Origin of the sequence: Bacillus sp. ISL-57 (assembly GCF_018613135.1) — a bacterium.
Classification (GTDB): Bacteria; Bacillota; Bacilli; order Bacillales; family DSM-1321; genus Peribacillus; species Peribacillus frigoritolerans.
The window spans coordinates 1-26,993 of record NZ_JAGGQV010000013.1 but is presented as its reverse complement, the minus strand read 5'-3'; the positions used below and the strand labels follow the sequence as shown (position 1 = coordinate 26,993).

Genomic DNA, 26,993 nt, shown 5'->3' with positions numbered 1-26,993 from the left:
TCTCCCAATGAAGGAAAAGGGCGTATGAGGATAAGAAAGCGATTACAGATGGAACTGAAAGATGTAAAAAACATAACCTTTCCTAAGCCTTCTTTTGAAGAGTGGAAAGAAGCTGCGGAAGCAAGTTTAAAAGGGAAAAGTGTAGAAAAGCTTAAAACGAATACATATGAGGGCATCGCTTTATATCCACTCTATACAGAAAAGGCGGAATCAACGGAAAAAGTAGCTGAATTGCCAGGATTTTTCCCTTTCACCCGAGGAACGTCCCCAACGGGATATCATGACAAACCTTGGCTTGTCGTTCAACCTGTAAGCGGTATCACGGCTGAAGAAGCAAATGAAAAGATGAGGGCTGCATTCAAGCGCGGTCAAAATGTCGTGGCGTATCCTGCACGATTGCTTTCCGAGGGAGCAAGGGCTGAAACCTTGTTTAAGGAAATATCATTAAAAGAAATACCGGTTTTCATTGACCTTAAGGGGAAACAAAAAGAATTATTCCCTCAATTCAAAGCTGTTGCCGAAGCACAAAATACCCAATTGACAGGCGTCATTGCTGAAGATCCAATTGCAGAATGGCTCATTTGCGGTCAGCTGCCAGATGATACGGATAACTATTTTGCAGACTGGCTGAAGACGATCCAGGACTATCAGAAGGTAGGCAGGGATTTAAAAACAATTTTGATTAATACGGCAGTCTACCATAATGGAGGAGCCAATTCCGTACAAGAAATAGCATACGGATTATCGGCAGCCGTCCAATATCTATTGGAAGGGCAAAAGCAAGGTCTTTCTATTGCTGCGGTTTCCGAAAAAATAGTATTCTCGTTTGCAGTGGATTCAAATTACTTCATGTCCATCGCTAAACTGAGGGCTGCCAGAAGGCTTTGGGCAGGTCTTGCAGAAGCTTTCGATACAGCATCGGACCATTTTAAAATGACGATACATGCCGTAACCTCCGAGTTGACAGAAACGCTATATGATCAGCACGTCAATATTCTTCGGACCACGAACCAAGCTTTTGCAGCAGCCATTGGAGGCATTCAATATCTTCAAATTCATCCATTTACACACGCAACCGGTGCAACCGATGAGTTTTCAGAAAGAATTGCCCGTAATACTCACTTGATTTTAAAAGAAGAAACAAACATTACAACAGTTGTCGATCCTGCTGGCGGTTCATGGTATGTTGAGCAACTAACGGATGAGTTGGCTGAAAAGGCTTGGGCAAAATTCCTTGAAATCGATGCAGCTGGAGGGATTCTGGAGCTAATTAAACAAGGTATCCTTCAGAAAGAAATAGCTGAAGTTTACCAAGGAAGAGTTCAAAATGCGGCTTTCAGAAAAGAAAGCATCATCGGAACGAATGTATATCCGAATCCCGCTGATAAGATTAAAAACACGACAAAGGATAAACATGTGTCATATATGAAAGTTGCGAAGCCGATTGGCATTACCCCACTTGAATTGGAACGGGTATCCAGTCAGTTCGAACAGATAAGACTACGCAGTGAAAAGTTTAAAGGAATAAGCGGAACGGCTCTAACTATCGGTTTAATTAATTTGAAAAATCTCAAATCCTATAAACCTCGTGCTGATTTCGTTCAAAGTCTTGCGGCAGCAGGTGGTATCGAAACAATCGGCAGTAAGGGATGTCAAGCCGTTGAGGAAGCAATCGATTATGTAGCTGTGACCAAACTCCCAATCTATTGTCTTTGCGGCAGTGATGGTGACTATTCGGAATTAGCGCCAGTCATCATTAAAGAAATTAAAAAGCAATTCCCTGACATCACCATTTATATTGCGGGGAAGCAGCAAGAAGAATTGGAGATTACACTAAGAGAAGCCGGGGTCAAAGATTTTATCCATGTTAAAACGAATGCAATATCCATTTTACTTGAATTATTGCAGAAGCTAGGGGTGAACTGAAATGAAAAAACCGAATTTTTCTGCTATAAATCCTGCTAAGTCCGAGATGAAAGGTACAGTGGAAGCTTGGAAAAAGGAAGTCGAAAAAGCCGTTGGGAAAAACATTGAGGATCTTCTGTTTGAAACCAATGAACAAATAAAAATCAAACCGCTTTATGTTGAGGAAGATATTCGCGGCCTGGAGCATATGGAAAGTGTGCCAGGCATCGCTCCTTTTACAAGGGGGCCCTATCCTTCGATGTATGTCAATCGGCCTTGGACGGTACGGCAGTATGCAGGTTTTTCTACTGCTGAGGAATCCAATGCGTTTTACAGACGTAATCTGGCGATGGGGCAAAAAGGGCTCTCAGTTGCTTTTGATTTAGCTACACACCGCGGTTATGACTCCGATCATCCGCGCGTTGTCGGTGATGTGGGGAAGGCGGGAGTTGCCATTGATTCCATTCTTGACATGAAGATCTTGTTCGACGGCATTCCGCTTGATCAGATGTCCGTATCTATGACAATGAACGGTGCAGTATTACCGATCCTTGCGTTTTATATCGTGACAGCCGAAGAACAAGGCGTAACACAGGATAAGCTTTCAGGCACGATTCAAAATGACATCTTAAAGGAATACATGGTTAGGAATACGTATATCTACCCGCCTGAAATGTCCATGAAAATCATAGCTGATATCTTTGAGTATACTTCCAGATATATGCCCAAGTTCAATTCCATTTCCATCTCCGGTTATCATCTGCAAGAAGCGGGGGCGCCGGCTGATATCGAACTTGCCTATACGTTGGCGGATGGGCTTGAGTATGCACGTACCGGAATGAAAGCAGGCATTGATATCGATAAATTTGCACCACGCCTGTCATTCTTCTGGGCTGTAGGAATGAACTATTTCATGGAAGTGGCGAAAATGCGGGCGGCTCGTTTCATTTGGTCAAAACTGATGAAACATTTCGAACCGAAAAATAATAAAGCGATGGCATTGAGGACTCATTCCCAAACCTCCGGCTGGAGCCTTTCCGAGCAGGATCCGTTTAACAATGTCGCAAGGACCCTCATTGAAGCGCATGCGGCTGCACTTGGACATACACAATCGCTCCATACGAACGCATTGGATGAGGCCATTGCCCTGCCAACGGATTTCTCGGCACGCATTGCACGAAATACACAGCTCTATCTGCAGGAGGAAACCGGGATCACAAAAGTAATCGATCCATGGGCGGGTTCTTACTATGTAGAATCGCTCACTAATGAATTGATCGAACGGGCTTGGGCTCACATAGAAGAAATCGAAGGTCTGGGAGGAATGGCGAAGGCAATTGAAACCGGCCTTCCAAAAATGAGGATCGAGGAAGCCGCTGCAAAGCGTCAGGCTAAAATCGATTCTCAAGATGAAACGATCGTAGGCGTCAATAAGTATCGGTTGAAAAAAGAAGATCCGATTGAAATACTGGAGATTGACAATACAGCAGTTCGCGAAAGTCAGCTTAAGCGACTGAGCGATTTGAAAGCGAAACGTGATCAGGCAAAGGTGGATGAAGCTCTTCAAGCGCTTTCAATGGCTGCCAGAACTGGCGAGGGTAACCTTCTTGAACTGGCTGTGCAAGCAGCAAGAGTACGGGCTTCATTAGGTGAAATCTCCGATGCGATCGAAGAGGTGGCTGGACGTCACAAAGCAACGATCCGTTCTATCAGCGGCGTATACAGCTCGGCGTACTCAAAAGAAGCGGAAATTGAGGAAGTCGTCCGCATGACGGAAGAATTCCTTGAAAATGAAGGAAGAAGACCGCGTTTGTTAATGGCTAAAATGGGCCAGGACGGTCATGATCGCGGAGCTAAAGTAGTCGGAACGGGGTTTGCGGATTTAGGCTATGATGTCGATATCGGTCCATTATTCCAAACACCGAAAGAAACCGCCATCCAGGCGGTGGAAAATGATGTGCATGTAGTCGGAATGAGTTCCCTTGCTGCCGGCCATAAAACATTGTTGCCGCAGCTTATGACGGAACTGAAGAACTTGGGACGAGAGGACATCATAGTGATCGTAGGCGGCGTCATCCCTGCACAGGATTATGATTATCTTATGGAAAATGGCGCTACAGCCATTTTTGGACCTGGGACGGTCATTCCGCAGGCAGCAAAGAAAGTGCTTCAGGAAATATACAATCGCCTCGGATATGAGGAAGTGGCCCAATAATGAGTGAAGACAAGAAGCCGGAATGGGTCGATCTTAACAATCAGGAAGGTTTTGCTACTTCATTAAAGCCAGGTGTGGAATTAACAGCCAGCCAAAACAAACCTTCAAAAAGCAAATTCGTCAAAAAACATAATGTAAACATACCGGTCCATGAACTTAAAGAGGGAATTATAAAAGGGGACAGGGCCAAGCTAGCCAAAGGAATTACATTGGTTGAAAGCAATGCATCCCACCATTTGGATCATGCACAGGAATTATTGCAGGCCATCCTTCCTCATACAGGGAACTCAATCCGCATCGGGATTTCCGGAGTGCCTGGTGCCGGGAAAAGTACCTTCATCGAGACGTTCGGAACCTACTTATGTGACAGGGGCCATAAGGTTGCCGTTCTAGCCGTCGACCCAAGCTCTTCGGTCAATGGCGGAAGTATACTGGGCGATAAGACAAGGATGGAGGAACTGGCTAGAAACCCCAATGCCTTCATAAGACCCTCACCATCCGAAGGAACTCTGGGCGGGGTTCACCGCAAAACGAGGGAAACGATGTTGCTTTGTGAAGCGGCAGGATTTGATGTGATACTGATAGAAACTGTCGGGGTCGGTCAGAGTGAAGCCGTAGTTCGAAGTATGGTCGACTTCTTCATGCTTCTTGTCCTAACGGGTGCCGGAGATGAATTGCAAGGGATGAAAAAAGGGATTCTGGAACTTGTGGACGGAATTGTTGTCAATAAGGCCGACGGAGAGAACCTCCCCCTGGCGATTAGGACGAAATCCGAATACAGCAGAATCTTGCACTTCCTTCAGCCAGCAACAAAGGGTTGGGCAGGAAAGGCATATACTTGTTCCGCCATAACCGGTAAAGGAATTCCTGAGCTTTGGGATGTATTGAATGAATTTTCCCATATGACCAAGGAATCGGGTGTTTTTCAAGAACGGAGAAGAATGCAATCTAGGGAATGGCTTTATTCATTGATCGATCACCAGCTTAAAACGATGTTTTATAAAAATGAAACCGTCAAGAATCTTCTTCCTATACTTGAGAACCAAGTGATGTCAGGGAATAAAACGGTTACTGCTGCTGTTAAGCAGGCCTTTCAATCTTTTGCCGAGACATTTAATTCTAATGAAAAATAAAGGGGATGGGGCAGGCATGGATCTTCTCCCGCGCCTGCCCCATCCTTTTGTAAGTCTTGTTGTTACACACATGATTCCCGCTCCCCTTTCGTTTTAAACATGTTTGGAACGGAATATGCGGTTTTAATAGGTAAATTTATTGAATCACGAAGAGGCAATTGTTATGATAGGATTGAAGAGAAAACTTGGAAGGAGCAAATGCCATGAATATGGATTTTAATTTTTTAATGAACGACGTAGTCAAACAGGCTCGCGATGAGATAAAGACTGCTGGATATACAGAACTGACCACTCCCGAAGAAGTAGAGGAAGTATTTGCACAAAAAGGAACGACACTTGTTATGGTAAACTCCGTTTGTGGCTGCGCTGGTGGAATAGCTAGACCTGCAGCTGCTCATGCAATCCATAATGATAAGCGCCCAGATCAGCTTGTAACCGTTTTTGCTGGGCAAGATAAAGAGGCAACGGAAAAAGCCCGTGATTATTTCGAAGGATATCCGCCGTCATCCCCATCATTTGCATTGCTGAAGGATGGAAAAATCATCACCATGATAGAACGCCATGAAATTGAAGGGCACCACCCGATGTCTGTAGTAGAAAAATTACAAGACTACTTCGATCAATATTGCGAAGAAGTTTAATCCATAGCGATAACCTAAAAACCCGCCCAATCGGCGGGTTTTAGTTTGTCGACAAAAAGTGATTCGGAATGGACTCATCCGAACCATGATCTTAGAACAGACTAGAATTTCTTAGGTGGTTTTTACTTTAATCCATAATTGAATTGCGGAGATTATGACACGCATCCCGGATAACTGGCTAGCCGAGAGCCAACAGGCGCTTGCGCTGAGAAGCTTGGCAGACAGTCGGCGGAACGGGAGCGGATTTCTGGAATCAATAGAAACACTTTTTTAAGAAAAAAACTATATAAAAACTGGCTTTTATTCGAATTTTGTCTACAATCTGTACCCGCCCAATCGATGGGTTTTTTTATTCATGAAATTGCATAAGTCAGGATCTTTTGGGAAAGAAGATATATATGGAAGCGGATATATTACCTTTGGTGAGAAAGCACGAAGCCTAGATGTGTAATTATGATAATATTCTGAAAAATGAATCTATTATTTACATTATTGAATAATTATTAGAGTGTGTTAAAATACACATTAGTGTATGAATATTAGTTATTAGAAATTTAACTAACCTAATTTAATAACAAAAGAATTGAAAATATCATTTTGGAGGAATAATAATGAAGTTGAAAAAGCAGTTAGCATTGTTGCTTACTTCTATTTTATTAGTAGGTATTTTAGCGGCATGCGGAACATCAGAGAAAGAAGATAAGAACACAGCTGACAATGAAGACAAGAAGGTCCTGGTAATGGGAACATCTGCGGATTATCCACCATTTGAATTTGTTGAAACATCTAAAAGTGATGAAATCCAAGGATTTGACATTGATATCGCTAAAGCAATCGGGAAAAAATTAGGTTATGAGGTCCAAGTGAAGGACATTGACTTTAATAGTCTTGTGCCTGCCCTGGAAAATAAATCGGTCGATTTCGTTATCTCAGGAATGACTCCAACAGAAAAACGTGAGCAATCAGTCGATTTCAGTGATATTTACTATACAGCTAAAAACATGATCATCACGACAAAGGACAGTAAAATCAAAACTGTTGAAGATTTAAAAGGGAAAACGGTAGGCGTACAGCTTGCATCCATTCAGGAGACATTGGCAAATGACTTGAATAAATCCCAAGATATCGGGATGAAAGTTGAAAAAAGGAATCGTATTCCGGAGGTTGTCCAAGAAATGTCAACAGGACGTTTTGACGCCGTGATCATGGAAGATACTGTGGCAAAAGGCTACTTGAAAGATAATAAAGAATTGGTGGGGCATTTGATTGAGTCCGGTGAACAAGATGCCGGATCGGCAATCGCTTTCCAAAAAGGAAGCAAGTTAACTGAAGAATTCAATGCCGAGTTGAAAAAAATGATGGAAAATGGTGAAATGGAAAAATTAATATTAAAATGGTTCGGTGGCAGTGAAACTGAATAATGCAGAGAGATGAAAAGCGTTCAGAAGAGATTTGGTATGCCTTCTGAACGTTTTTCCGCGCTTTATTGTTAATAAAATGAAGCAGGAGGAAGGCCCTAAAGATAACGGCCTTCATAAGAGAGGATGAATGGAGTGAATCTGGAATTTGAAAGGATTATGCCTTCCCTTCCATATATCCTGGAGGGAATACCGACTACATTAAAGGTTGTAGCGGTAGCGGCAGTAATCGGATTTGTTTTGGGAATATTATTATCTATACTTAAAATCAGCAGAATCAAGCCATTGAATTGGATTGCTGACTTTTATACATCCATTTTTCGCGGTACCCCTTTGGTGCTGCAATTAATGCTGATTTATTTTGGTTCACCACAAATATTAGGAATTCAAATCGAAGCGTTCCAAGCGGCATTTCTAGCATTTGGGCTAAATTCAGCGGCATATATCTCTGAAATTATCAGGGGAGGCATTTTAGCTGTCGATAAAGGCCAACGAGAAGCTGCACTTGCACTTGGGGTTCCTTACTCAGGGATGATGCTTAATATTATCCTTCCGCAGGCCATCAAGAACATCCTGCCATCTCTTGTTAACGAATTGATTTCCTTAACGAAGGAATCAGCCGTTGTCACAATTATTGGATTAGGGGATATCATGCGCCGTGCTTATATTGTCGGCGGTGAGACATATAAATTCTTCGAGCCGATTTTATTTGCCGGTCTCATTTATTATGTGATGGTCATGATTCTCACCATCTTAGGCAAAGTGATTGAAAGGAGAATGAGACGCAGTGATTAAAATTGATGGACTCAAAAAAAATTATGGTAAGCTCGAAGTTTTAAAAGGAATCAGCACCGAGATAGGACAGGGTGAAGTGGTAGCGATCATCGGTCCATCCGGTTCGGGAAAATCAACTTTCTTACGCTGCATCAATATGCTTGAAACTCCAACTGATGGTCAAATCAGGTTTAAAGATCAAATCATCACTGAAAAAAAGACCAATATCATGAAAGTGCGTGAAAATGTCGGAATGGTATTTCAGCATTTCCATCTATTTCCACACAAAACCGTACTGGAGAATCTGATATATGCACCTATGAAGGTGAAAAAATTATCAAAGTCCGAGGCTATAAAACAAGCTCGTGAGCTATTGGCTAAAGTCGGTTTGGCCGATAAAGAATCGACTTATCCGAATCGTCTGTCAGGCGGACAAAAACAAAGGGTCGCGATTGCACGGGCATTGGCAATGAACCCGGAAGTAATGCTTTTCGATGAGCCGACTTCGGCGCTTGATCCCGAGATGGTAAAAGAAGTGCTCGAGGTTATGAAGTCACTGGCACATACGGGGATGACCATGCTGATTGTAACGCATGAAATGGGATTCGCCAAAGAAGTGGCCGATCGAGTACTATTCTTGGACGGGGGTCTGCTCGTTGAGGAAAGTGCTCCAGAAGATTTCTTTTCCAATCCGAAAAGCCAGCGTGCAAAAGACTTCTTGGAAAAAGTTTTATAAGCTAAAGCAAATAGTATATAATTGTGAAAAAAAGGTAACATTTAGTTACCTTTTTTATTTTTTTCCTATAATGTATTTTTGCGTGCATGTATTTAGAAAAATTGGAAATTTAACTCGCAAAGGACTGTAAAAATATCTGATTTCCTGATAGTATTATAATAGATAGAGAAAGAGCCAGGTGATACATAACAATGTTTAAAATCGGGTACAGGACGATTAAAACTGCTTTGGGGGCCACCCTGGCAATTATTATTGCACAAATGCTTAATCTCGAATATTTCTCTGCCGCGGGAATCATTGCGATCTTATGCATCCAAGTTACAAAAAAGAAGTCGGTGTATGCCTCCTGGCACCGGTTTTTAGCTTGTTTGATCGCAATGGCCTATGCATCCCTATTATTTCAGTTCATCGCATTTCATCCGCTGATAATAGGGTTGATTCTCTTGATTTTCATTCCAACGACAGTTGCCTTGAAGATTAATGAGGGGATCGTGACGAGCAGCGTCATCATCATGCACCTATACGGGTCCGGTAACATTACTTTTTCCCTGCTGATCAATGAAACGATATTAATTGCAGTTGGAGTTGGAGTGGCACTTGTCATGAATCTGTACATGCCCAGTGTCGATGACAAACTGCTGGCCTATCAGGAAAGTATCGAAACGAACTTCAGTGCGATCTTGATGGGAATTGTCCGCTATTTGAGGGATAATGATCACACATGGGATGGTAAGGAAATTACCGAAACAGCCAATCTTCTTAATCAAGCCAAGAGCCTTGCCTTCAGGGACGTGGAAAATCATTTCTTAAGGGAAGAAGACCTGTATTACCATTATTTCAAAATGCGTGAAAAGCAATTTGAAATTATTGAACGAATTCTTCCCTTGGTCACGAATATTCCGTTGGTCGTCAAGCAAAGCGGGATAGTGGCTGATTTTATAGAAGATTTGGCAGAAAACGTCCACCCACAAAATACGGCCATCCTTTATTTGAAGAAGCTTGAAGAAATGGAGATACATTTTAGGGGAATGGCACTGCCGCAAACACGTGAAGAGTTCGAATCCAGGGCTGCATTACTGCAGCTCATGAAGGAAATGGAGCGCTATTTATTGTTGAAGCATTCCTTCAAGGGATTACCTAAGCAGACCGGCAACCGAATGAAAAAGAGGCACTTGGCTTAAACTAAGCAAAAAAGTAAAGGAATGATACAAATGAAATGGATCCTTTCTTTATTGCTTATGCTATCTTTGTGGCCGTTACAGGTACAGGCCCAGCCTCAATCGGTTAAGCCTGGCGATCCGTTTATCATCATCAATAAAGCCAACAATAAATTGGCTTTCATTGATGATAACGAGGTCAAGGAGATTCTGCCGGTCGGTACGGGAAAGAGTCAGGAACTGACACCTGAAGGGATTTTCACGGTCAAAGTAAAAGCGGTCAATCCATATTACCGGAAAAAGAATATTCCTGGCGGTGATCCCAGGAACCCTTTGGGATCGCGATGGATTGGCTTCGATGCACGAAATACCGATGGGAGGATATACGGCATACATGGTACGAATCAGCCATCATCGATTGGTAAATATATTTCAAATGGCTGTGTACGGATGCATAAATCTGATGTGGAGCGTTTGTACGAAAAAGTCCCCATCGGCACTAAGGTATTGATCACCCTATCGAACGAGGATTTCAAAACGCTGGCTAAGAAAAACGGAGCGATAAAATAAAGAGAGGGAAGCTTTCTGCTCCCCTCCCCAATACGGTGTCTATTACAAAAGAAATGCGATACCTGATAATAAGCTCGTTAATAACATTGAGATAAGCATTAAATACACGACGATCTTTCTGATTTTCTTGTTTCCCATATGCTCTCTCCCTTAATACAGTTTGATTGATTTTATTTTAACTTGAACATTTAGTAGAAACAAGTAAAAGTATAATGTTCATATTATTTCGAATCTTAAAAGGCTTTAATGGAAGATTAGTAGTATTTTAATGGAGTCATCCAATAATACATAGCATGGGGGTTTTTACGATGATTAAAAATATCGATCATATCGGTATTGCCGTCAAGTCACTAGATGAAGCCTTGCCGCTTTACACGGAAACGTTGAAATTGAAACTTGAAGGAATCGAGACAGTGGAGAGCCAAGGAGTGAAAGTGGCCTTCATCCTGGCAGGCAATACCCGTTTGGAATTGTTGGAAGCGTTGTCACCTGCAAGCCCAATCGCCAAATTCATCGAAAAACGCGGTGAAGGGATTCATCATGTGGCACTAGGCGTCGATGACATCGAAGATAGAATAAAAGAAATCAAAGAAGCTGGATTGCGCATGATTGATGATTCATCAAGAAAGGGAGCGCACAATGCGGATGTTGCTTTCGTTCATCCAAAGTCTACCGCGGGAGTATTATATGAGCTTTGTGAACAAGCATTATCAAAGGAGGAGCAGAAATGACAGACATTTATGATGCGATCAATGACCTATATGACAGACGTCGAAAAGTGGAAATGGGCGGCGGTGAGGAAAGAATCGATAAGCAGCATGAAAAGGGTAAACTTACGGCAAGGGAAAGAATTGAACTTCTAGTTGATCCAGGTACTTTCATCGAGCTTAATCCTTTTATCAAACACCGTAATACCAATTTCGGCATGGAAAAGGAAGAAGGGCCGGGAGAAGGGGTTGTCACCGGTTACGGAAAGGTCAACGGCCGCGACATTTATCTGTTTTCACAGGATTTCACTGTTTTTGGCGGGGCACTCGGTGAAATGCATGCTCTGAAAATTGCCAATGTTATGGATTTGGCAGCGGAAAATGGAGCGCCTTTCATCGGTTTAAACGATTCTGGTGGGGCGCGTATTCAAGAGGGCGTAGTTTCGCTTGACGGATATGGCCAAATATTTTACCGGAATTCCATATATTCAGGGGTCATTCCACAGATTTCGGTTATTATGGGACCTTGTGCAGGCGGAGCCGTATATTCCCCTGCTATTACCGACTTTGTCTTCATGGTTGAAAAAACGAGCCAAATGTTCATAACAGGCCCTAAAGTCATTGAAACGGTTACAGGTGAAAAGATATCATCCGAAGGATTGGGCGGAGCGACTGTACATAATACCATAAGCGGTAATGCCCATTTCAAAGGAGCATCTGAGGAGCAAGTTTTGGCTGACGTTAGACGGCTCTTGAGCTATCTTCCGCAAAATAATGAAGAGAAGCCGCCGGTTCTGGAAGCGGATGAGGGAGATGACTACCGGCCGGACTTAACGGATGTAGTCCCATATGAAGGGATCCGTCCATATGATGTTCGGAAAGTATTGGAGCAGGTTGTCGATGAGGATTCCTTTATGGAAGTGCAAGAGGGCTTTGCAAAAAACATAGTGGTCGGCTTGGCACGGATTAAAGGGAAATCAGTGGGGCTTGTCTGTAACCAGCCAAAGGTATTGGCAGGGGGACTTGATATAGATTCATCAGATAAAGCTGCCCGTTTTATTCGTTTTTGTGACTCGTTTAACATTCCGCTCATTACGTTTGAAGACGTTTCCGGGTTTTTCCCCGGCGTTAAACAAGAACATGGCGGGATCATTCGACATGGTGCAAAGCTGCTGTATGCTTATTCGGAAGCGACAGTGCCTAAATTGACGATCATTCTGCGAAAAGCATACGGGGGAGCTTATGTGGCTCTTAATAGTAAATCCATCGGTGCGGATCTTACGTTTGCATGGCCGAATGCTGAAATCGCTGTAATGGGTTCTGCTGGAGCGGCAAATATCATTTTTGCCCGTGAAATTCAAAATAGCCAGGATCCGGAAGCGACACGAGCAGCTAAAATTGAAGAATACCGTGAGAAGTTCGCCAATCCTTATGTTGCCGCAAGTCTTGGAATGGTGGATGATGTCATTGATCCCCGTGAAACCAGGATTAAGATCATTCAATCTCTTGATATGCTACGCAACAAAAAAGAAACTCGACCATGGAAAAAACACGGAAATATCCCGTTGTGATCAAACGTTGCAAGGAGCCCAAACCTATCTGTTTTGGGCTCTTCTCCATACAGGGCAAGATATCATTTTGAAATAAGTCATCATTCATTTTTTAAAATGGTCTTTAGTACAGCATGCCACATTATTTGCCGGGGCGCCGCTTTTAGAAGTATAATTGAAGAGGAAAACTTTTTTGGAGGTTTTATTTTATGATTAATGAAGAACGTTTAGTTAATGAATTTATGGAATTGGTGCAGATCGATTCCGAAACGAAAAATGAAGCAGCCATCGCCAAAGTGCTGAAAGAAAAATTCGGGGCACTGGGTGTAGAAGTTTTTGAAGATGATACAACAGCAGTCACCGGTCATGGTGCAGGGAATTTAGTATGTACTTTAAAAGGAACGAAAGAAGGCGTAGATACCATTTATTTCACCTCCCATATGGATACGGTTGTACCGGGTAATGGAATCAAGCCTTCCATCAAAGATGGATACATAGTGTCAGACGGAACGACCATTTTAGGGGCGGATGACAAAGCTGGATTAGCTGTCATGTTAGAAACGCTTAAAGTGTTGAAAGAACAGAATATCGAACATGGTACCATCGAATTCATCATTACAGTCGGTGAAGAATCTGGCTTGGTAGGGGCAAAGGCATTGGATCGCTCCCTTGTAACGGCTAAATTCGGTTTTGCACTCGATAGTGATGGAAAAGTGGGCAATGTGGTTGTTGCTGCACCTACTCAGGCGAAAGTGTCCGCAACCATTTTAGGCAAGACTGCTCACGCTGGTGTCGCTCCAGAGAAAGGCGTTTCGGCCATTACGATCGCTGCCAAAGCAATCTCTAGAATGCCATTAGGCAGAATCGACGAAGAAACGACAGCCAATATCGGACGTTTCCAGGGGGGACAGCAAACCAATATTGTTTGTGACCATGTAGAAATCCTTGCTGAAGCAAGATCCTTGATCCCTGAAAAAATGGAAATACAGGTAGCGAAAATGAAAGAGGCTTTCGAGACTGCAGCCATTGAAATGGGCGGACGTGCTGAAGTTGAAGTTACCGTCATGTATCCTGGTTTTAAATATGGTGCTGGTGACCATGTTGTCGAAATCGCAAGAAAGGCAGCAGAGAAAATCGGCCGTCCATGCGAGCTGGTCAAAAGCGGCGGTGGAAGCGATGCAAATGTCATTGCAGGCTTCGGCATCCCTACTGTCAATCTCGCAGTGGGCTATGAAGATATCCATACTACGAATGAAAGAATTCCAGTTGAGGAATTAACGAAGCTAGCTGAAATGGTCATCACTATCATCAAAGAAGTTTCAGGGGAATAATCACCCATAATAGGTCAAGTTGTTCAAATTATCCAAGGAATATAAATACAGTCATCAATGACATGATGGCTGTTTTTCTTGGAGTGGAAGCATCTCTCAGCGTGGTTACCAAAGATAAATAGGGGTACTTTAATAGAAATGTTTTTTATTTTTACAAGGATGTGACGGTCAAGCATGAAGGACATGTATCCCAAAAATGGCAGGGTCATTCTCCATGTGGACATGAATAGTTTCTATGCTTCAGTGGAAATGTCATATGATGTTTCATTGAAAGGCAAACCGCTTGCCATTGCAGGGAATGTTGAGGAGAGAAGGGGCATAATCGTCACCTGCAGCTATGAGGCGAGGAAGTTCGGGGTTAAAACGACCATGCCGATTTGGCAGGCGAAAAAATTATGTCCTCAATTAGTCATTCAGAAACCGAATTTCGAGCGCTATCGAAAGGCATCACTGGCTATTTTCGATGTTTTGAGGCAGTATACAGAGATGGTTGAACCGGTTTCGATTGATGAGGGGTATCTGGATATCAGTGAATGCGCCGAATTGGGTTCGCCTTTAGATATAGCCAATAGCATTCAGGAAAGAATTTTTAATACGATGGATCTCCCTTGCAGTATCGGGATTGCCCCTAATAAATTTTTGGCCAAAACGGCTTCTGATATGAAGAAACCTATGGGTATCACCGTGTTAAGGAAACGGGACATTCCGGAAAAGCTCTGGCCTTTACAAGTGGGCGAAATGCATGGCATCGGGGATAGGACATCGGAAAAGCTTCAAACTATCGGGATCATGACGATCAGGGACCTTGCACACGCCAATGATAGTCAACTTAAACAGCTTCTTGGGATCAATGGCATCCGTTTGAAAGATAGGGCTAATGGAATTGACCCAAGGGCAGTGGATCCCGAAGCGATTTTTGAGCATAAGAGCATCGGGAACTCGACAACTCTTCCGCATGACTCCGCCAATCAAAAAGAATTGATCGGTGTATTGGAAAAGCTTTCAGGGAAAGTTGCCGTCCGCTTGAGAAATAAACGCCTCCTTGGTCAAAAAATAGGGGTGACGATCCGTTACAAAGACCGCCGGACATTTACGAGAAGCAGAACGGTTCCTAATCCAGTTTTTGAAAAAAAGGATATTTTGGATGAAGCTATCGATCTCTTCATGAAAAATTGGAATGGGGAAGGAATCAGGCTTCTTGGTGTCACAGCCTATGATGTCATCGAAAAAGAGTCGGCCTTCAAGCAACTGGATATTTTTTCCTTTCAAGAGGATGCAGAAAAAGAACCCCTGTATGATGCGATGGAACACTTGCAAAATAAGTACGGAGAAAATATTATTAAAAAGGGATTACCCTTGAAAAAACGTTCAATAGGAACAGACACTAGCTTCAGCAAAGATTTCTTTGAGCAATCCAGGAGGAATGATCTTTCTTTTGACAAAGAATAGCGTACAAGCTGTATAAAGATAGAGAGAAGGGAAGATGAATCATGACAAAACAGCAGATTGGCGTTATCGGACTAGCCGTAATGGGCAAGAACCTTGCATTTAATATTGAAAGCAGGGGATATTCAATTTCCGTATATAATCGCTCAGGATCAAAAACGGACGAGATGATGAAGGAAGCGGAAGGCAAAAACGTAACAGCTGCTTATACGCTTGAAGAATTCGTCAATTCTTTGGAAACACCACGCAAAATTTTATTGATGGTTAAAGCCGGAGCGGCAACGGATGCAACAATCGAGCAATTAAAACCATTGCTTGAAAAAGGTGATATCGTTATTGATGGAGGGAATACCTTCTTCAAGGACACTCAGCGCCGCAATGAGGAGTTAAGCAAGCTTGGCATCCATTTCATCGGTACAGGCGTGTCAGGTGGGGAAGAAGGAGCTCTAACAGGTCCTTCCATCATGCCTGGAGGTCAGAAAGAAGCATATGAACTTGTTGCACCGATTTTGAAGGATATTTCAGCTAAGGTCGATGGTGATGCTTGCTGCACATATATCGGACCGGATGGGGCAGGTCATTATGTTAAAATGGTACATAATGGTATTGAATACGGGGACATGCAATTGATTTCCGAATCTTATTTTCTTCTGAAAAATCTCCTTGGACTGTCTGCTGAAGAATTCCATGAAGTCTTTACTGAATGGAATGAAGGGGAACTTGATAGCTATTTAATTGAAATTACTGCTGATATTTTCAAAAAATATGATGAAGAAACCGGCAAGCCGATGGTCGATGTCATTTTAGATAAAGCTGGCCAAAAAGGTACAGGTAAATGGACAAGTCAAAGTGCGCTTGATCTTGGTGTTCCGCTTCCAATCATTACGGAATCCGTGTTTGCCCGGTTTATTTCAGCAATCAAGGACGAGCGCGTCGAAGCGAGTAAAATCCTTCGTGGTCCAAAAACCGAATCATTTACAGGCGACAAAAAGGCTTTGATTGAAAGTATCCGAAAAGCACTTTACATGAGCAAAATCTGTTCATATGCACAAGGATTTGCACAAATGAAAGCAGCATCAGAAGAAAATGGCTGGAATTTGCAATATGGGGAAATCGCGATGATTTTCCGTGGCGGCTGTATCATTCGTGCACAATTCCTCCAAAAAATCAAGGAAGCGTACGATCGTGAAGCGAACTTGAACAATCTTCTTCTAGATCCTTACTTCCAAGGGATCGTCGAAAGTTATCAAGGAGCTTTACGTGAAGTAGTATCAACGGCTGTGATGAACGGAATCCCGGTTCCTTGCTTGTCATCGGCACTTTCCTATTTCGACAGCTATCGTACAGAAACGCTGCCAGCCAACCTGATTCAAGCTCAGCGTGACTATTTTGGAGCTCATACCTACCAACGCATTGATAAAGAAGGAACGTTCCATACCGAATGGATGGAAAAGTAAAAGGTTCAAGCCGGCTTGGAAGGGGATCCCCTTTAAGCTGGCTTTTTTGTTTCAGCATGTAAAAAGGGGGCGCTTGGCGCCCCCTTTTATTACTATCTCCGATGCTCTACAAGGTCAATGACCCCTAATACAACATGTGCCAAACCGAAACCAAAAACCGTATTAGCTACCATTTTGTTTGAACCCCGGGTCTGCTTCATTGCATAACCCGCAGCTGTCACGGCTGTGCCTAACGCTGTTGGAATTAATCCTTCACGAATGTCCATCGTTTAATCCCTCCACATCGAAGTTAGCGGTACTGTCATTAAGCACCTTTTTTAGTGTATCCTCAGCAAAGGCTTACCATTCTTTATAGATAGAGGGAAAAATGGTAAAAACGAACTAGTTGTAAATAGTTCCAATTAATTTACCTTTTTTAGGGAAAACGTAGTATGATGTATGACATTCATCCTTGCTTTTTTAGGTTTAAACACCTGTGGAAAAAGGAATATAAACATTGAAAGAAGATGGGCGGGCCGTAGGATACATTAGGCAGAAAGAGAGAGAAGGAGCGGAGGACTTTATGTTCATCATCTGGTGGGCTGTAGCCATTTTTTTATTTTTCATTGCTTTAGAATCCGTTGTTTCATTTTGGCTTAATTCGGAAAAAGAGGAAGAAATGTCCAAGTCCAAGGAAATGTTTCATATTATCCGGAATAAATTGCTAAGGAAGAGTGTTTCATGAAGAAGGGATGCAGATTCAAATCTGCATCCCTTCTTCATTTCAATCATTATTTTCGTTTTTCTTGACTTGCCACCAAATATGTCCATCTTCCGCCAGGAGTTCATCGGATGCAAGTGGACCTGTTGATCCCGCTTCATAGTTAGGGAAAGACTCGTCTTTAGTATTTTCCCATGCATTGGAAATGGTATCGACGAACTTCCATGAGAGGGCAACCTCGTCCCAGTGCGTAAAGTTTGTAGCATCCCCGCGCATGCTGTCAAACAATAGCTTTTCATATGCCTCGGGAGAATTGATGTGTTCGATCCCTTTGTTCGAGACGGTCAGCTTCATTGGCTTTGTATTGGAAGTCGTCCCGGATTTCTTGACATTTAAGTACAATGTGATACCCTCGTCAGGCTGGATATTGATGACGAGAAGATTCGGATTCAGCGTTTCTTCCGTTTTATAATACAGATTCATTGGAATATCTTTGAATTGAACAACGATATTCGTTGATTTGACATCCATTCTTTTACCGGTACGGATATAAAAAGGAACACCGGCCCAACGGAAGTTATCAATCATCAATTTACCCGCAACATAGGTCTCTGTGTTGGATTCAGGATTTACATTATGTTCATTTCGGTAGGCCGGAAGCATTTGACCGTCTATCGTTCCTTCACCATACTGGCCGCGAACGAAGTATTGGTTGACTTCGTCGACCTTCATTGGTCGAAGTGAACGCAATGCCCGTACTTTTTCGCTTCGAATCTCTTCAGTCGTCAGAGCGATCGGGGGTTCCATGGCAAGCAAGGCCACCATTTGCAGCAGGTGGTTTTGGACCATATCCCTTAGGGCACCGCTGGTTTCATAATAACGCCCGCGTTCTTCAACGCCGAGCGTTTCGCTTGAAGTAACCTGGATATTGGATATATATCTGTTATTCCATAGCGGCTCGAAAAGGGCATTGGAAAAACGGATGACCTCGATATTTTGTACCATTTCTTTACCTAAATAATGATCGATGCGGTAAATTTCATCTTCAGCGAATGCAGTCCGAATCTGCTCATTCAATTGTTGTGCTGTTTCAAAACTGTGTCCAAATGGCTTCTCGATGACCAGGCGTTTATATCCATCCGTGTCACTCAGGCCTTGAGCTTTAATCTGTTCGGCAATCGTTCCGAAAAACTCAGGTGCCATCGCCAAATAGAAGATCCTGTTTCCTTCTAATTGATATTGTCCGTCTAATTGTTCGGCAATGTCTTTTAATTGCAAATATGATTCCGAACTTGAGACGTCATGGGAGTGATAATGGAAATGGGAAATGAATTCATCGACCTTTTCTTCCGCATGTCCGAACGTAAGAATCGAGTCCTTGACACTTGTTTGGAACTCCTCGTTCGTCAATGGCCTCCTTGCCACTCCGACGACCGCGAACTTATTGATTTTCTCTTTTTGAAATAGTCGATATATGGAAGGAAACAATTTCCTTTTCGCTAAATCTCCGGTAGCACCAAAAATCATGATCAATGCTGTGGGTTTATTGTTTTCTGTCATGTTAAAACCTCAACTTTCCGTTAAATCTGTCTATAAAGTTGGAATTCCCGTATGTGTACCAATTTCTAATTTTACGTTTAGCTTTCCCTCAAAGCAATCAATTTGCGCATTTTTTCTCAGATTTCATTAAAAGTTTAATTTGGTTTCGGTTTTAATGGGTCATAAATGAAAGAGCACCTTGGTTATGCTATAGTTAAGGCATAAAGTATTTGCAACGGAGGTAGTATGAGTGGATTTCGTTTTATTGGGTACAGGCGCTGGCGTTCCGGCCAAAGCGCGGAATGTGACATCAATCGCCCTTCAATTATTGGAAGAGCGAGGGACTATTTGGTTATTCGATTGTGGGGAAGCAACACAGCATCAAATATTAAAAACGGCGGTCAAACCGCGAAAGGTTGAAAAGATCTTCATCACCCATTTACATGGTGACCACATCTTCGGACTGCCTGGTTTTTTAAGCAGCAGATCTTTTCAGGGCGGAGTGGATAAATTGACCGTATATGGTCCACAAGGCATAGATTCATTCATTAAGACGAGCTTACAGGTGAGTGGGACTCATTTAAAATATCCCTTGGAAATCATCGAAATAGAAGAAGGCATAGTGTTTGAGGACGAACAATTCACAGTGACGGCCAAGTCGCTTGATCATGGCATTTACAGCATCGGTTATCGGATTGTGGAAAAAGACCGTCCGGGTAGCCTGCTGGTCGACCGGCTGCGTTCCGAAGGTGTGAAGCCGGGGCCTCTATTTAAAGCATTGAAAAAAGGACAAACGGTCTGTCTCGATGATGGCCGTGTCATAAATGGGAAGGACTATATCAGTACTCCGAAAAAAGGCCGGATCATCACGATTCTTGGTGATACAAGAATGTGCAGCAATGCGCTCATTCTTGCTGAATCGGCGGATTACCTTGTTCATGAAGCTACATTTTCAGCGGAAGAATCTGAAATGGCATCAGCCTATTATCATTCGACCACCGTTCAAGCTGCAGAAACGGCCTTGAAAGCGGGAGCTAAGCATCTAATCCTTACGCATATCAGCTCACGGTATACTCCAGAGGATGCTGAGAGGCTAAAAGAGGAAAGCAAAGCAATCTTTGCAAATACGATCATGGGTGAAGATCTGATGGCGATTAAAGTTCCTTTGTATTCAGAGGAATCGGACAGCTGAAATCAAAGCCAATGTTTGATATAATTAATCAATTGTTCATTGGATATTTAAAGGAGTGTAAATATGACTGACAAAAGTGACCTACATACTAAAGCAATGGATTTTCTCCTAAAAACAAGCCGGACTTTTTTCATTCCAATCAGTTATCTTCCAAAGGGATTACAAGAGGGTATTGGAGCTGCATACCTTTGCATGCGCGCCATCGATGAGATAGAGGACCACCCAAATCTTCCTGCAGATAGTAAGGTTTCCTTGTTACAGGCCCTTAGTGAGCTGCCGGATGCGGATTTCAAGGAAGAGCATCTTCAAAAGTTATTTGAACCATATAAGGATGAACTGCCCGAGGTGACCCTGTTTCTTTCGGATTGGGTTGAATTTTGTCCACCCGGTGCAAAAGGCAAAGTCTTGGAGTCAACAAAGGAAATGGCCGAAGGCATGGCAAAATGGGTTATTAAGGACTGGCAAATCCATAATGAAGAGGAACTCGATGATTACACTTATTATGTTGCGGGTTTAGTGGGGGTCATGCTGTCTGATATGTGGAACTGGTACGATGGAACCGAAACGGACCGTGAACTTGCCATCGCATTTGGCCGTGGGCTCCAAACGGTCAATATCCTGCGTAACCGCGAGGAAGATGCAGAACGTGGTGTGAACTTTTATCCGGATGGCTGGGGTTTCGACGAGATGCTTGCCCATACGGAGCGTAATCTTGCATTAGCCGATGCGTACATTGAAGAGATTGAAACGAAGGACATCATCCAATTCTGTAAAATACCCTTGGAATTGGCAAAAGCTACATTGAAAGCCCTAAAAGAAGGAAAAGAAAAAATTGATCGGGCTACCGTTACCGAAATTGTCAGCCAGGTTGTCGAACATTGATTTTTCAAAAAGCTGCTGTGAAAGTCATCATACCTTTCACAGCAGCTTTTTTCATGTTTTACATGTAGAACTCAAAAAATTCTAAAAAGTTAAAAAATATATTGGAATAATTGGGACTAAACGATTATAATTTAGGAAATAAAAGCGAAAAAAGCTGGCGTCGTTAGAAAAACATTATTTTAAATAAGGAAAAAGCGGGGGGAAAATATGAAAAAGAAATTATATTCAACTGCAGCCATGACATTGGTCGCAGGTTTATTATTGGCTGGGTGTGGAAATGAAAAGGAAAAAGATGCGGCAAAGGATGAAAGCGGAAAGGATACCTTCAATATTGGGGTAACACAAATCGTTCAGCATGATTCCCTGGATCAAGCATATGAAGGCTTCCAGGCGGCATTGAAGGATAGTGACATCAATGCAAAATATGATCTTCAAATTGCTCAGGGTGACCAAAACAACAGCCAAACGATTGCCAATAACTTCGTTGGGGATAAAGTGGATCTGATATTTGCGAATTCGACACCTAGTGCTCTAAGTGCTTTAAATGCGACCAAGGATATTCCGATCGTCTTTACATCGGTTACCGATCCTGTAGCGGGGGAGCTTGTCACTTCTTTGGAAAAGCCAGGCGGAAATGTGACGGGTACGACGGATTCCCATCCTGAAGCCATTGCCAAGTCAATGAAATTCCTAGCGGAAGAGCTTGGCGCCAAAACGATTGGAACGGTTTATAACACAGGGGAGCAAAATTCAGTCGTCCAAATAAAAAATGTGAAGGCGGAAGCGAAAAAAGCTGGATTGAAAGTCGTGGAAGCGTCCGTCTCGACTTCAGCGGATGTTAAACAGGCAACGGAATCATTAATCGGAAAAGCGGATGCTTTCTATATCATTACTGATAATACAGTTGTCTCTGCACTGGAATCGGTCATTTCCGTGGCAAATGATCAAGATATCCCCTTGTTTGTCGGCGAGCTTGATTCCGTGAAAGCTGGAGGTTTTGCAGCATATGGCTTCAGTTACTATGATATTGGTTATGAAGCGGGGCAAAAAGCGGTTGAAATCCTGAAGGATGGTAAAAAACCTGGAGATATCCCGGTTCAATATCCACAAAAACTGAAATTGGTCATCAATGAAAAAGCAGCAAAAGATATGGGTGTTGAAATAAAAGAAGAATGGAAAGCAGATGCTGAGTTTGTAAAATAAACTCTGCTTTTGTTCGGGGAAGGAAGAAAAAAATGTTCTCAGCCTTATTCAACTCTTTTGAGTCGGGAATGATTTATGCAATCATGGCACTTGGTGTCTATTTAACATTCAGGATTCTCGATTTCCCGGATATGACTGTGGAAGGCAGTTTTGTGACAGGGGCCTCTGTTGCCGCGATTATGATCGTTAACGGATACTCGCCGATCGTAGCCACGTTGTGTGCCATGGTGGCAGGGTTCATCGCTGGGACGATAACGGGGTTCCTTCATACAAAAGGGAAAATCAATCCTCTCTTGGCAGGTATCTTGATGATGATTGCGCTCTACTCGATCAATTTGCGGATCATGGGTGCATCCAACATTCCGTTGCTTTCCCAAACAACCATTATCACGAATATCCAGGATGCCTGGGCTGGCACCGGGCTGGACAATATGTTGAATGGTCTTTTATCATTCGTGGGTCTCGGTGACAGCCTGCCAAAAACGTGGGCCATATTAATCGTTATGCTGGTTGTGGCTGTAGTCATCCAAGCGGGAATGTCAGCGTTTTTAAAAACGGAAATTGGTCTTGCCTTACGGGCGACTGGTGATAATGAAGCCATGGTCAAGAGTTTTTCCGCCCATACCGGAAACATGAAGATCTTAGGACTTGCTATCGGAAATGCACTTGTGGCTTTTTCGGGATCCCTGGTTGCCCAATATAACGGTTTTAGCGATATAGGCATGGGGATTGGAATCATTGTCATCGGATTGGCATCCGTCATAATCGGTGAAGCTCTATTCGGGGCAAAAACGATTGCACGTGCTACGCTGGCGGTCATTGGAGGGGCAATCATTTACCGAATCGTCGTAACCTTGGCACTTCGCGTTGAATTCCTTGAAACGGGAGATGTTAAATTAATTACGGCACTTATTGTGGTCGGGGCACTTGTCATTCCAAAAATTTCGGATAAACAAAAGGAAAAAAACCGGAAGAAAAGGCGGCTTAAAGAAATACAGATGCGTCATGATGGCACTTTACCGAAAGGGAGGGAAGAGTATGCTTCGGTTAAATCAGATTTATAAAGTGTTCAATGAGGGAACACCAGATGAAAAGCTAGCCCTTGGAAATCTGGAACTGCAGATGACAAAAGGTGAATTTGTAACAGTCATCGGAAGTAATGGAGCAGGTAAATCGACTTTGATGAATATGATTTCCGGTAAGATTCTCCCTGATGCCGGTGAAGTCATCATCGATGGTGAAAACGTATCGGCCATTGAAGAACATGCCCGTGCAAAAATGATTGGACGCGTTTTTCAGGATCCCATGCTGGGTACGGCACCGCATATGACGATTGAAGAAAATATGGCAATTGCCTATGGCAGAACAAATAGAAGAGGTTTAGGCTTTGGGGTGACAAAAAAACGGAAAGAACTTTTTAAAGAATGTTTGGGCACCCTTCATTTAGGCCTGGAAAACCGGATGACTGCAAAAGTGGGATTATTGTCAGGAGGGGAGCGTCAGGCACTATCACTGCTGATGGCGACCTTCACCGAGCCTAAAATCCTGCTTCTTGATGAACATACTGCAGCGCTTGATCCTTCGCGGGCAGAACTTGTTACAAACCTGACAAAGGAAATCGTCGAAAAGAACCAATTAACGACGTTGATGGTGACTCATAATATGCAGCAGGCAATCGATCTTGGAAATTCCCTGATCATGATGGATAAGGGACAGATCATTTTTGAAGCCAGAGGTGCTGCAAAGCAGAAGTTAACCGTTGAAAAACTGCTTAACGAATTCCAACGCATCAAAGGCGAAAAAATGATCAATGACCGTGCAGTGTTGATTTAAGATGATGAAAAGGCCCGACCCAGGTGAGTTTAATCTTGGGTCAGGGCCTTTTTATTTTGGGGTAATTAATAAGATCAGTTTTTTTGAAGAGATGCTTTGCCTAACAAAATGGTTATTCGTGGGTGCTCATGAAAGATCTTGATTATAGATGTCAATCGCTGTCGGCTGTGCTCCATGATGAACTATCGTTCTTTCTGTTTCCGAAAATCATTTTTATGAATGGCCTTTTCTTCGTCTTTTTAGTGGCAGCAGCTTCTTCAGCCGCGAGGAAATAATCAAAGTGCTGGCCCGTTGGTGTTTCTAACGCTTCGATACGGGCTTCAAGCTTTTTAACGAGTTTGTGCATTTCTTCCATTTCACTTCTGTGCTGTAAAAGCTGATAGGATACAACATCGTCCGCTTTTGTTTTCAGGCCATTTTCCAGCCTTATGACCCGTTCAAGCAGTTGATCCTGTTCTTTATTCGGTTCGGAGTGTTTCTGGAGGGGTGCTTTTCTAATCTTTTTCTCTGAGATGCTGACCTTTTGGAGAATGATGCCCTCGTTCAGCTGATCTTGGATTTTTCTCAATAATGCAATGTCTTCATCCGAAAACTGGTAGTGGCCAAGCTGATTCCGTTCTACTTCCATGTTCAATTGGGTGACCCAGCGTTGAATCGTACTATGGGAAACATTCAGTAACCGGGCAACTGCACTTGTATTCATTGAGATTCCCCCTTTTGCATGTTGAATTCGATAAGTATGGGGGAATTCCTTTACAGATGACAAAACATGTATTCATTCGGCAAAGAAAGTGGAATTCCTACGTAATTTGCATGAGGGGCAATCCAAGGTGGAATTTCCCGTGGAGTTCCTTTTTGCAAAGTGGTGAGCAGTTTTAGGAACTTTAAGAAGCATTTGCTATGGTGGGTGATGGTCAATCAAGCTAAAAAGGGAAAAGTGTTCCAGTTGTCGAATTTACCCTTAAAACATGGAAAAGGAGGACTGGCATGAACAGGATCAACATTATAACTTTAGGTGTCAGGGATATTACTAAATCATTAAGGTTTTACAGGGACGGGTTGGGATTCCGTACATTGATTAAAGAGGACGATCCCGCAATCGTTTTTTTTAATAATGCCGGTACGAAACTTGCTTTGTATCCTTTAGAGGAGCTAGCAAAAGACATTAATGATATGGATCCGCCTAAGAAAAATGGTTTCCCGGGTCTTACACTCGCTTATAATGCTAAATCCATTGAAGAAGTGGATGAAGTGATCAACAAGGCTGAAAAGGCTGGGGGAACAATCGAGAAATCACCTCAGCATGTTTTTTGGGGAGGATACAGCGGATATTTTTCAGACCCCGATGGTTACTATTGGGAGGTAGCGTATTCGAAGGACTGGAGTTTCGATGAAAATGATATGCTGATTATAAAGTAACGCTACTTCAGAAGGTTTACCCTAAGATGTATGGATCATAAAAAGGGCTGTTGCCTGACCACTGCTGCAGAGTGGCCAGGCAACAGCCGATCATCATCATGAGGCTTACTGCGAAACTACATACTTGGCCAGTTCTTTACTTATTTGATTGCCCATTCTCTTCGATTGCTCTGTCGCTTCTTGTACACAGGCTATGAATGCATCCTCCACTTGATGTGCTTGTAGTGCTTTCAGACCTGCTTCGGTCGTTCCGCCTGGTGAAGTTACTTCCTTTCTTAGTACGGCAGGCGTTTTAGGTGATTTCTGTAACATGTCGGCTGCGCCCATCAATGTCTGGAGAATCAATTGCTTAGCGGTTTCGGAATCGAGACCTATTTTTTTCGCTGATTTTTCCAATGCCTCGACCAAGTAATAAATATAAGCAGGACCGCTGCCTGATAAGCCTGTTACCGCATCTAGCTGGGTTTCTTCGACCACTGCCACCGTACCCACCGTTTCAAAAAGGGTAATCGCCGTTTGTAATTGCGAGTCTTCCGTATGGCAGTTAGCCGCAAGCGCCGTTGCTGATTTTCCTACAGCTGCCGATGTATTAGGCATGGCACGGACGATCGAAAACCGCTTGTTGGCGATTCCTTCCAAGCTTGTTGTATGAACCCCTGCAACAACGGAAATGAACAGCATTTCTTCACGAATGTATTCTTTTATTGATTGCATCGTTTCTAAAATATCTTTCGGTTTCACCGCCAGTACGACAAGGTCTGCATCCTGTATTAATAATTGCAGTGATCGTGTTGCAGTTACGCCATATTGGTCCTTTAAATAAACGAACCGATCATCATTTGATTTATTTGTTACAAAAATATTTTCTGGTTCAATTACCTGTTGGGTCACCAGCCCCGAAATGATTGCTTCTGCCATCGATCCAGCTCCGATAAATGCGATTTTTTTCATATTTCCCGCTCCTTTTTCTTTTGAATTTTCGGCCATTTTATGAAGGCTGTTTTCACATACTTTGTTGCTATTTACCAGGTAGTGAGTTGTGGTTGATTTCCCTTCCAGATGTTCGCTTTCCGCGGGGCGGTGAGCCTCCTCGGCGTAAACGCCTGTGGGGTCTCACCTGTCCCGCTGCTCCCGCAGGAGTCTCGCACTTCCGCTCCAATCAACCTTAAATCGTTTCGTTTAAAA

The 26,993-nt window shown here is 43.0% G+C and carries 26 protein-coding genes; 21 read left to right on the top strand and 5 right to left on the bottom strand.

Annotation, left to right across the window (positions count from 1 at the left end; genetic code table 11):
• Positions 1–24: 24 nt before the first annotated feature.
• The 9 genes from J7I90_RS18445 (at position 25) to J7I90_RS18405 (ending at position 10,549) form a co-directional block, all read left to right on the top strand.
• Positions 25–1,926, top strand: a complete 1,902-nt coding sequence (locus tag J7I90_RS18445; RefSeq protein ID WP_214773227.1) for a methylmalonyl-CoA mutase family protein — start codon at positions 25–27, stop codon at positions 1,924–1,926.
• A 1-nt stretch (position 1,927) separates the two neighbouring features.
• The gene (scpA, locus tag J7I90_RS18440) at positions 1,928–4,120 is read left to right on the top strand and encodes a methylmalonyl-CoA mutase (RefSeq protein ID WP_214773225.1); all 2,193 of its coding nucleotides are present in this window, start codon (positions 1,928–1,930) and stop codon (positions 4,118–4,120) included.
• Positions 4,120–5,253 carry a methylmalonyl Co-A mutase-associated GTPase MeaB gene (meaB, locus tag J7I90_RS18435; RefSeq protein ID WP_214773223.1) on the top strand — a complete coding sequence of 378 codons (1,134 nt, stop codon included), beginning with the start codon at positions 4,120–4,122 and terminating at the stop codon, positions 5,251–5,253. The genes scpA and meaB overlap by 1 nt, the downstream gene beginning before the upstream one ends.
• Before the next feature lie 203 nt (positions 5,254–5,456).
• Complete coding sequence (locus tag J7I90_RS18430; protein WP_034308239.1) at positions 5,457–5,894, top strand: BrxA/BrxB family bacilliredoxin; 438 nt, start codon at positions 5,457–5,459, stop codon at positions 5,892–5,894.
• A gap of 617 nt (positions 5,895–6,511) precedes the next feature.
• Entirely contained in the window at positions 6,512–7,315 is an 804-nt protein-coding gene (locus tag J7I90_RS18425) for a transporter substrate-binding domain-containing protein (protein WP_214773313.1), read from the top strand.
• 132 nt (positions 7,316–7,447) lie between these two features.
• Positions 7,448–8,107 (top strand): amino acid ABC transporter permease, encoded by a 660-nt coding sequence (locus J7I90_RS18420; RefSeq protein WP_034311315.1) that lies wholly within the window; start codon positions 7,448–7,450, stop codon positions 8,105–8,107.
• The gene (locus tag J7I90_RS18415; protein WP_214773222.1) at positions 8,100–8,822 is read left to right on the top strand and encodes an amino acid ABC transporter ATP-binding protein; all 723 of its coding nucleotides are present in this window, start codon (positions 8,100–8,102) and stop codon (positions 8,820–8,822) included. The genes J7I90_RS18420 and J7I90_RS18415 overlap by 8 nt, the downstream gene beginning before the upstream one ends.
• Before the next feature lie 191 nt (positions 8,823–9,013).
• Positions 9,014–10,003: an aromatic acid exporter family protein gene (locus tag J7I90_RS18410; protein ID WP_214773220.1), complete on the top strand. Its 990-nt coding sequence runs from the start codon at positions 9,014–9,016 to the stop codon at positions 10,001–10,003.
• A gap of 30 nt (positions 10,004–10,033) precedes the next feature.
• Positions 10,034–10,549 carry a L,D-transpeptidase gene (locus J7I90_RS18405; RefSeq protein WP_202313180.1) on the top strand — a complete coding sequence of 172 codons (516 nt, stop codon included), beginning with the start codon at positions 10,034–10,036 and terminating at the stop codon, positions 10,547–10,549.
• Between the two features lie 42 nt (positions 10,550–10,591).
• Here J7I90_RS18405 and prli42 read toward each other — a convergent pair whose 3' ends face one another.
• Positions 10,592–10,687, bottom strand: a complete 96-nt coding sequence (gene prli42 / locus J7I90_RS27830; protein WP_155726463.1) for a stressosome-associated protein Prli42 — start codon at positions 10,685–10,687, stop codon at positions 10,592–10,594.
• A 170-nt stretch (positions 10,688–10,857) separates the two neighbouring features.
• Here prli42 and mce point away from each other — a divergent pair, with 170 nt between their 5' ends.
• The 5 genes from mce to gndA all read left to right on the top strand — a co-directional run bounded on the left by mce (position 10,858) and on the right by gndA (position 17,040).
• Entirely contained in the window at positions 10,858–11,280 is a 423-nt protein-coding gene (gene mce, locus J7I90_RS18395) for a methylmalonyl-CoA epimerase (protein WP_082201153.1), read from the top strand.
• Positions 11,277–12,827 carry an acyl-CoA carboxylase subunit beta gene (locus J7I90_RS18390; RefSeq protein WP_214773219.1) on the top strand — a complete coding sequence of 517 codons (1,551 nt, stop codon included), beginning with the start codon at positions 11,277–11,279 and terminating at the stop codon, positions 12,825–12,827. Before mce ends, J7I90_RS18390 begins: the two co-directional genes overlap by 4 nt.
• Before the next feature lie 188 nt (positions 12,828–13,015).
• Positions 13,016–14,137 carry a tripeptidase T gene (locus tag J7I90_RS18385; protein WP_048678525.1) on the top strand — a complete coding sequence of 374 codons (1,122 nt, stop codon included), beginning with the start codon at positions 13,016–13,018 and terminating at the stop codon, positions 14,135–14,137.
• Positions 14,138–14,311: 174 nt separating this feature from the next.
• Positions 14,312–15,586 carry a DNA polymerase IV gene (locus tag J7I90_RS18380; RefSeq protein ID WP_214773218.1) on the top strand — a complete coding sequence of 425 codons (1,275 nt, stop codon included), beginning with the start codon at positions 14,312–14,314 and terminating at the stop codon, positions 15,584–15,586.
• 41 nt (positions 15,587–15,627) lie between these two features.
• Positions 15,628–17,040 (top strand): NADP-dependent phosphogluconate dehydrogenase, encoded by a 1,413-nt coding sequence (gene gndA / locus J7I90_RS18375; protein ID WP_214773217.1) that lies wholly within the window; start codon positions 15,628–15,630, stop codon positions 17,038–17,040.
• Positions 17,041–17,132: 92 nt separating this feature from the next.
• Here the strand turns inward: gndA and J7I90_RS18370 are convergent, their stop codons facing one another.
• Positions 17,133–17,306 carry a hypothetical protein gene (locus tag J7I90_RS18370; protein ID WP_034308217.1) on the bottom strand — a complete coding sequence of 58 codons (174 nt, stop codon included), beginning with the start codon at positions 17,304–17,306 and terminating at the stop codon, positions 17,133–17,135.
• 230 nt (positions 17,307–17,536) lie between these two features.
• Between J7I90_RS18370 and J7I90_RS18365 the strand changes: the two genes are divergently transcribed.
• Positions 17,537–17,764: a hypothetical protein gene (locus tag J7I90_RS18365; protein ID WP_214773216.1), complete on the top strand. Its 228-nt coding sequence runs from the start codon at positions 17,537–17,539 to the stop codon at positions 17,762–17,764.
• A 39-nt stretch (positions 17,765–17,803) separates the two neighbouring features.
• On the opposite strand, the gene zwf is transcribed toward J7I90_RS18365, so the two are convergent.
• Complete coding sequence (gene zwf / locus J7I90_RS18360) at positions 17,804–19,300, bottom strand: glucose-6-phosphate dehydrogenase (RefSeq protein WP_034308214.1); 1,497 nt, start codon at positions 19,298–19,300, stop codon at positions 17,804–17,806.
• Between the two features lie 229 nt (positions 19,301–19,529).
• On the opposite strand from zwf, the gene rnz reads away from it, so the two are divergent.
• The 5 genes from rnz (at position 19,530) to J7I90_RS18335 (ending at position 24,389) form a co-directional block, all read left to right on the top strand.
• Positions 19,530–20,471 carry a ribonuclease Z gene (gene rnz, locus J7I90_RS18355; RefSeq protein ID WP_214773215.1) on the top strand — a complete coding sequence of 314 codons (942 nt, stop codon included), beginning with the start codon at positions 19,530–19,532 and terminating at the stop codon, positions 20,469–20,471.
• A 63-nt stretch (positions 20,472–20,534) separates the two neighbouring features.
• Positions 20,535–21,353: a squalene/phytoene synthase family protein gene (locus J7I90_RS18350; protein WP_214773214.1), complete on the top strand. Its 819-nt coding sequence runs from the start codon at positions 20,535–20,537 to the stop codon at positions 21,351–21,353.
• A gap of 207 nt (positions 21,354–21,560) precedes the next feature.
• A complete protein-coding gene (locus J7I90_RS18345; protein WP_214773213.1) occupies positions 21,561–22,556 on the top strand; it encodes an ABC transporter substrate-binding protein in 996 nt (331 codons plus the stop codon).
• 32 nt (positions 22,557–22,588) lie between these two features.
• Entirely contained in the window at positions 22,589–23,620 is a 1,032-nt protein-coding gene (locus J7I90_RS18340) for an ABC transporter permease (RefSeq protein ID WP_214773211.1), read from the top strand.
• Positions 23,595–24,389: an ABC transporter ATP-binding protein gene (locus tag J7I90_RS18335; protein WP_214773210.1), complete on the top strand. Its 795-nt coding sequence runs from the start codon at positions 23,595–23,597 to the stop codon at positions 24,387–24,389. The genes J7I90_RS18340 and J7I90_RS18335 overlap by 26 nt, the downstream gene beginning before the upstream one ends.
• A 151-nt stretch (positions 24,390–24,540) precedes the next feature.
• Here J7I90_RS18335 and J7I90_RS18330 read toward each other — a convergent pair whose 3' ends face one another.
• The gene (locus J7I90_RS18330; RefSeq protein WP_214773208.1) at positions 24,541–25,092 is read right to left on the bottom strand and encodes a MerR family transcriptional regulator; all 552 of its coding nucleotides are present in this window, start codon (positions 25,090–25,092) and stop codon (positions 24,541–24,543) included.
• 284 nt (positions 25,093–25,376) lie between these two features.
• Between J7I90_RS18330 and J7I90_RS18325 the strand changes: the two genes are divergently transcribed.
• Positions 25,377–25,808 (top strand): VOC family protein, encoded by a 432-nt coding sequence (locus J7I90_RS18325; protein WP_214773206.1) that lies wholly within the window; start codon positions 25,377–25,379, stop codon positions 25,806–25,808.
• A gap of 105 nt (positions 25,809–25,913) precedes the next feature.
• Here the strand turns inward: J7I90_RS18325 and proC are convergent, their stop codons facing one another.
• A complete protein-coding gene (gene proC / locus J7I90_RS18320) occupies positions 25,914–26,759 on the bottom strand; it encodes a pyrroline-5-carboxylate reductase (protein WP_214773205.1) in 846 nt (281 codons plus the stop codon).
• Positions 26,760–26,993: the final 234 nt, after the last annotated feature.

Bases quoted from the DNA above. Each gene is read 5' to 3' on its own strand.
- J7I90_RS18445 (WP_214773227.1), top strand. From the start codon at position 25: ATGAGGATAAGAAAGCGATTACAGATGGAACTGAAAGATGTAAAAAAC.
- scpA (WP_214773225.1), top strand. From the start codon at position 1,928: ATGAAAAAACCGAATTTTTCTGCTATAAATCCTGCTAAGTCCGAGATG.
- meaB (WP_214773223.1), top strand. From the start codon at position 4,120: ATGAGTGAAGACAAGAAGCCGGAATGGGTCGATCTTAACAATCAGGAA.
- J7I90_RS18430 (WP_034308239.1), top strand. From the start codon at position 5,457: ATGAATATGGATTTTAATTTTTTAATGAACGACGTAGTCAAACAGGCT.
- J7I90_RS18410 (WP_214773220.1), top strand. From the start codon at position 9,014: ATGTTTAAAATCGGGTACAGGACGATTAAAACTGCTTTGGGGGCCACC.
- J7I90_RS18405 (WP_202313180.1), top strand. From the start codon at position 10,034: ATGAAATGGATCCTTTCTTTATTGCTTATGCTATCTTTGTGGCCGTTA.
- prli42 (WP_155726463.1), bottom strand. From the start codon at position 10,687: ATGGGAAACAAGAAAATCAGAAAGATCGTCGTGTATTTAATGCTTATC.
- mce (WP_082201153.1), top strand. From the start codon at position 10,858: ATGATTAAAAATATCGATCATATCGGTATTGCCGTCAAGTCACTAGAT.
- J7I90_RS18390 (WP_214773219.1), top strand. From the start codon at position 11,277: ATGACAGACATTTATGATGCGATCAATGACCTATATGACAGACGTCGA.
- J7I90_RS18385 (WP_048678525.1), top strand. From the start codon at position 13,016: ATGATTAATGAAGAACGTTTAGTTAATGAATTTATGGAATTGGTGCAG.
- J7I90_RS18380 (WP_214773218.1), top strand. From the start codon at position 14,312: ATGAAGGACATGTATCCCAAAAATGGCAGGGTCATTCTCCATGTGGAC.
- gndA (WP_214773217.1), top strand. From the start codon at position 15,628: ATGACAAAACAGCAGATTGGCGTTATCGGACTAGCCGTAATGGGCAAG.
- J7I90_RS18370 (WP_034308217.1), bottom strand. From the start codon at position 17,306: ATGGACATTCGTGAAGGATTAATTCCAACAGCGTTAGGCACAGCCGTG.
- zwf (WP_034308214.1), bottom strand. From the start codon at position 19,300: ATGACAGAAAACAATAAACCCACAGCATTGATCATGATTTTTGGTGCT.
- J7I90_RS18350 (WP_214773214.1), top strand. From the start codon at position 20,535: ATGACTGACAAAAGTGACCTACATACTAAAGCAATGGATTTTCTCCTA.
- J7I90_RS18345 (WP_214773213.1), top strand. From the start codon at position 21,561: ATGAAAAAGAAATTATATTCAACTGCAGCCATGACATTGGTCGCAGGT.
- J7I90_RS18340 (WP_214773211.1), top strand. From the start codon at position 22,589: ATGTTCTCAGCCTTATTCAACTCTTTTGAGTCGGGAATGATTTATGCA.
- J7I90_RS18335 (WP_214773210.1), top strand. From the start codon at position 23,595: ATGCTTCGGTTAAATCAGATTTATAAAGTGTTCAATGAGGGAACACCA.
- J7I90_RS18330 (WP_214773208.1), bottom strand. From the start codon at position 25,092: ATGAATACAAGTGCAGTTGCCCGGTTACTGAATGTTTCCCATAGTACG.
- J7I90_RS18325 (WP_214773206.1), top strand. From the start codon at position 25,377: ATGAACAGGATCAACATTATAACTTTAGGTGTCAGGGATATTACTAAA.
- proC (WP_214773205.1), bottom strand. From the start codon at position 26,759: ATGAAAAAAATCGCATTTATCGGAGCTGGATCGATGGCAGAAGCAATC.